A 4,230-nucleotide genomic window follows, 5' to 3' on the forward strand; every position below is an offset into this window, starting at 1 on the left:
GCCGCTGATCGAGCGACTCCTCGGGTTCGTGAATCCCGACCGAGGCGGCCGCTCCCCCATACGTGCGCACGATGAGCCGTTCGTCGGCGAGCGCGCGCAGGTCGCGACGCACGGTGGCTTCGGACATGCCGAAATGCTCGCACAGCGCGCCTACGTCGTTCATGCCGGACAGGACGGCCTTCAGCATTGCCTCGCGGCGGTTCGTAACTTTCATGGTGATAGAGGGTAGCGAGTCGTCCGAATGGTGCGGGCAATAGACAGGAAAAGCGCCAACGGGCGTAAGTGTAATCAAACCGCCTGCTGGAGCAATGCTCGCGGCTCGCCCGGGCAGTACGCATGCGTCGTCGTGGCGGACAAGCGTTGTGTCTTTTTGATCGATTCGATCAATCTGGGTTCGTATCCCGCGCGGAACTGCTTATTGCGGCGAATTTATAGGTTTCCATGATTTGGTCATGAGCGGATTGCGCAGAGCCGTTCGCTCGAGTACACTCCGAATGACTGAATCGGTCAATTAAAATGATTGAATCGGTCACTTTCAAACAGGAGACACTGAATGGCCCAACTTCCTATCAAACGCGCGATCGAACGCGTTCCGGGCGGGATGATGATCGTCCCGCTATTGTTCGGCGCAATGATCGCCACCTTCGTGCCGGACATGCCGAAGTTCTTCGGCTCGTTCACCAATGCGCTGTTTACCGGCGCGTTGCCGATTCTCGCCGTGTTCTATGTGTGCATGGGGGCGTCGATCGATGTGAAGGCGACGCCTTATCTGCTCAAGAAGGGCGGGGCGCTGTTCGCGGCCAAGGTTGGGTCGGCGATTGTGGTGGGTGTCGTGCTGGGCCACTTTTTGGGTGAGCAGCCGGTTTCGTCCGGACTGTTCGCGGGCATGTCGACGCTGGCGGTGGTCGCGGCGATGAACGACACGAACGGCGGCCTGTACATGGCATTAATGGGCCAATATGGCAGGTCTGAAGACGTGGGTGCTTACACGATCATGTCGCTCGAATCCGGCCCGTTCCTGACCATGGTCACGCTCGGCGTGGCAGGGCTGTCGGCGTTTCCGTGGCAGACATTGGTCGGCAGCATTCTCCCGCTCGCGGCCGGCATGCTGCTCGGCAACCTGGACCGTGAGATGCGCAGCTTTCTCGGCCGCGCCGTGCCGGTGATGATTCCGTTCTTCGCCCTGGCGCTGGGCGCGAGCCTCGACCTGCATAAAGTATGGCAAGCCGGCTTGCTCGGCATCGGCCTCGGTGTCGCGGTGGTGATCCTGACGGGCATCCCTCTTTATCTGACCGACCGGCTGACCGGCGGCACGGGTGTCGCAGGCGTGGCGGCAGCCAATACGGCAGGCAATGGAGCGGCGGTGCCTGCGTTGATCGCAGCGGCCAATCCGGTCTATGCCGAGGCCGCGAAGAGCGCGACCTTGCTGGTCGCCTCGTGCGTCGTCGTGACCGCGATCGTGTCGCCGATCCTCACCGCAGCCGTCGCCAAGCGGGTCGGCAAGCGTGCCGACGATCGCCGCGCGGCTGCATTGGAGGCGACCCGGTGAGTTGCACGAGCATTCTGATCATCGCCGACGACCTGTCCGGCGCCGCCGACTGCGCAATTGCATTTGCGGGTGCGGGGCGCAGGACGGCGGTCACGCTGAACGCGTCACGCGCGATGAGCGCGGCGGAGGTGATCGCGGTGGATACCGACACCCGCCGCATGCCGCCGGCCGAAGCCGCACAGTGCACCAGCGCCGCGTGGCTGGCGCAGCGCGGACCGGGTCGACGTCTGTACAAGAAAATCGATTCAACCTTGCGTGGCAACTGGGCCGCGGAAGTCGCCGCGTTGCAGCCGCTCGCGGGCCTCGCCATCGTCGCCACCGCCTTTCCTGCCACCGGGCGCACCGTGCGTGAGGGCCGCGTATTCGTGCGCGGTGTGCCGCTCGAAAACACGGAAACGTGGAAGCTCGAACACGCCGCGCATTGCGCCGACCTCAACGCCATGGTCGAGGCGGCCGGCTTGCGCACCGCGGCTCTGGGTGTCGAGGTACTGCGTGGCGATCCCACGGCATTGCGCAATGCCATTGCCGCGTTGGCGAAGAGCGGCGCGCAGGCGCTCATCGTCGATGCGGAAACGGATGCGGATTTGAGGGCACTCGCGCAAACGACGGCGTCGATGGACGAAGCGCTGTTCTGGGTCGGCTCAGGCGGTCTGGCGCGCGAACTGGCATCGTTGAGCGACCTGTTCGATGTCGCCACGGAAGCAGCGCAAGACGCGCTGCTGGAGTCGGAGCCGGAGCAGCAGAGAAGCGCGATCCTGATTCTGGTGGGCAGCCTCTCGGCCGTCTCGGAACAGCAATGCGCGATGCTGCGCGAGCGTGCGGGCGTGGACGAGTTGATCGTGCCGCCGGTCGTGCTGCGCGCGGGCGCGCTTCATCTGGAGTGGGCGGGCTGGCAAGCGCGCGTCGGCGCGCAACTGAGTGCGCACACCGATCTGCTGGTGCGAATTGGTCGCGACGATCTGTTCGATCCCGCCGAAGGCGCCCAATTGTCGGCGGCGCTCGCCTCGCTCGTCGCACCGTTTTTCACGCATCTGAGCGGCTTGATCGCGACGGGCGGCGAAACCGCGCGCGCGATGCTCGGTACCGCTGGCATCGACAGCCTGCAACTGCTTTCAGAAATCGAGCCGGGCGTGGCGGTGGGCCGCCCGCATGGCAACCCGCGCCTCACCGTCGTCACCAAAGCCGGCGCTTTTGGCAGCGAGCACGCGCTGTATGGCGCCTACCTTCATCTGCGGGGCACACCGGAGTTCGCTCCGGGCAAGTGCGGAGCGGCTCTCCCAGACGGCGCAACGGCAGCTTCGCCGGCTCGCGAAACGAACCATCGTCATTCAGGCAAAACATCATGAGCAACTATCTTCCAGTCATCGGCATCACGATGGGCGATGCAGCGGGCGTGGGTCCGGAAATCATCGTCAAGAGCTTGACGCACGAGTCCGTGTACCGGCAGTGCCGCCCGCTCGTCATCGGCGATGCGGCGCGCCTTGAGCAGGCCAACCGGATTGTCGGCGGCAGCACGAAAGTGCGCCGCATCGCGAAGCCGGCGGATGCGCTATATGAACGCGGCACGATCGACTGCATCGACCTCGCGCTGATTCCCGCCGACTTGCCGTTCGGCGTACTGTCGGCGCTCGCGGGCGACGCTGCGTATCAGTACATCGCGCGCGCCGTCGAACTCGCGAAGACCGACGAGATCGATGCGATCTGCACGGCGCCGCTGAACAAGGAAGCGTTGCACGCCGGCGGTCACAAGTATCCCGGCCACACTGAAATGCTCGCGCACCTCACGGGCATCGAAGAGGTGTCGATGATGCTGGTCGCGCCGCAACTGCGCGTGATTCACGTGACGACCCACATCGGCATTATCGATGCGATCCGCAAGATCGAACCCGGCCTCGTGCAACGCACGCTCGAACGGGGCCATGCGACGCTGGTGAAGGCGGGCATTGTCAATCCGCGCATCGCCGTGTGCGGCATCAACCCGCATGCCGGCGAAAACGGCCTGTTCGGTTATGGCGAGGAAGAGGAAAAGATCGTTCCGGCCGTGCAGGTATTGCGTGAACGCGGTTGGGACATCGAAGGCCCGCTCCCGGCCGACACGCTGTTCTTCCGTGCAGGACGCGGCGACTTCGATCTGGTGGTGGCGATGTACCACGATCAGGGCCACGGTCCAGTCAAGGTGCTCGGCCTCGAAGCCGGCGTCAACGTGACGGTGGGTCTCGATGTGATCCGCACCTCGGTCGATCACGGCACGGCATTCGACATCGCGGGCAAAGGCATTGCTGACGAACGCAGCCTGCTCGAAGCCCTGCGTCAAGGCGCCGAACTCGCGACGCGCCGCGCCTGACACGGCGTGAAAAACGATGGACGTGCGCGGAGCCGCCCACTTGCCTGGAACGGCGCCGTGCCTTTAAAGCTGTAGTTGTAATGGTTATGCACACACGACGCACTGAAGACTTTCGCGAAAAGCTGCTCGAAGCGGGTGTCGCGCTGTTCGCCGAAACGGGTTATCACGGCACCGGCGTCAAAGACATCGTCGAGCGGGCCGGCGTGCCGAAGGGCTCGTTCTACAACTACTTCGAGAGCAAAGAGGCATTCGGCGCGGCGATCCTGGATCACTACGCGCAGGAGCAGGCCGCTGAATGGAAGCAGCATTCACTCGAAGCGGCGTCGCCTGATCCGTT

General features: G+C 64.2%; 5 protein-coding genes. 4 read left to right on the forward strand and 1 reads right to left on the reverse strand.

All coding sequences use genetic code 11. The features are described 5' to 3' along the window. Positions 1 to 214: DeoR family transcriptional regulator (locus QOC89_RS26140; protein ID WP_323047672.1), on the reverse strand; the 214-nt coding region annotated here is incomplete at its 3' end. Positions 215 to 553: 339 nt separating this feature from the next. Between QOC89_RS26140 and QOC89_RS26145 the strand changes: the two genes are divergently transcribed. The 4 genes from QOC89_RS26145 to QOC89_RS26160 all read left to right on the forward strand — a co-directional run. Then, positions 554 to 1,549, forward strand: a complete 996-nt coding sequence (locus QOC89_RS26145) for a 2-keto-3-deoxygluconate permease (protein ID WP_323047673.1) — start codon at positions 554 to 556, stop codon at positions 1,547 to 1,549. Continuing rightward, positions 1,546 to 2,895 (forward strand): four-carbon acid sugar kinase family protein, encoded by a 1,350-nt coding sequence (locus QOC89_RS26150; protein WP_323047674.1) that lies wholly within the window; start codon positions 1,546 to 1,548, stop codon positions 2,893 to 2,895. The genes QOC89_RS26145 and QOC89_RS26150 overlap by 4 nt, the downstream gene beginning before the upstream one ends. After that, positions 2,892 to 3,893 carry a 4-hydroxythreonine-4-phosphate dehydrogenase PdxA gene (gene pdxA, locus QOC89_RS26155; RefSeq protein WP_323047675.1) on the forward strand — a complete coding sequence of 334 codons (1,002 nt, stop codon included), beginning with the start codon at positions 2,892 to 2,894 and terminating at the stop codon, positions 3,891 to 3,893. Before QOC89_RS26150 ends, pdxA begins: the two co-directional genes overlap by 4 nt. Before the next feature lie 80 nt (positions 3,894 to 3,973). Further along, positions 3,974 to 4,230, forward strand: a 257-nt coding sequence (locus tag QOC89_RS26160; protein WP_323047676.1) for a TetR/AcrR family transcriptional regulator, incomplete at its 3' end; no start/stop codon positions are given.

Source organism: Paraburkholderia sp., assembly GCF_034668105.1.
Classification (GTDB): Bacteria; Pseudomonadota; Gammaproteobacteria; order Burkholderiales; family Burkholderiaceae; genus Paraburkholderia.

Bases quoted from the DNA above. Each gene is read 5' to 3' on its own strand.
- QOC89_RS26145 (WP_323047673.1), top strand. From the start codon at position 554: ATGGCCCAACTTCCTATCAAACGCGCGATCGAACGCGTTCCGGGCGGG.
- pdxA (WP_323047675.1), top strand. From the start codon at position 2,892: ATGAGCAACTATCTTCCAGTCATCGGCATCACGATGGGCGATGCAGCG.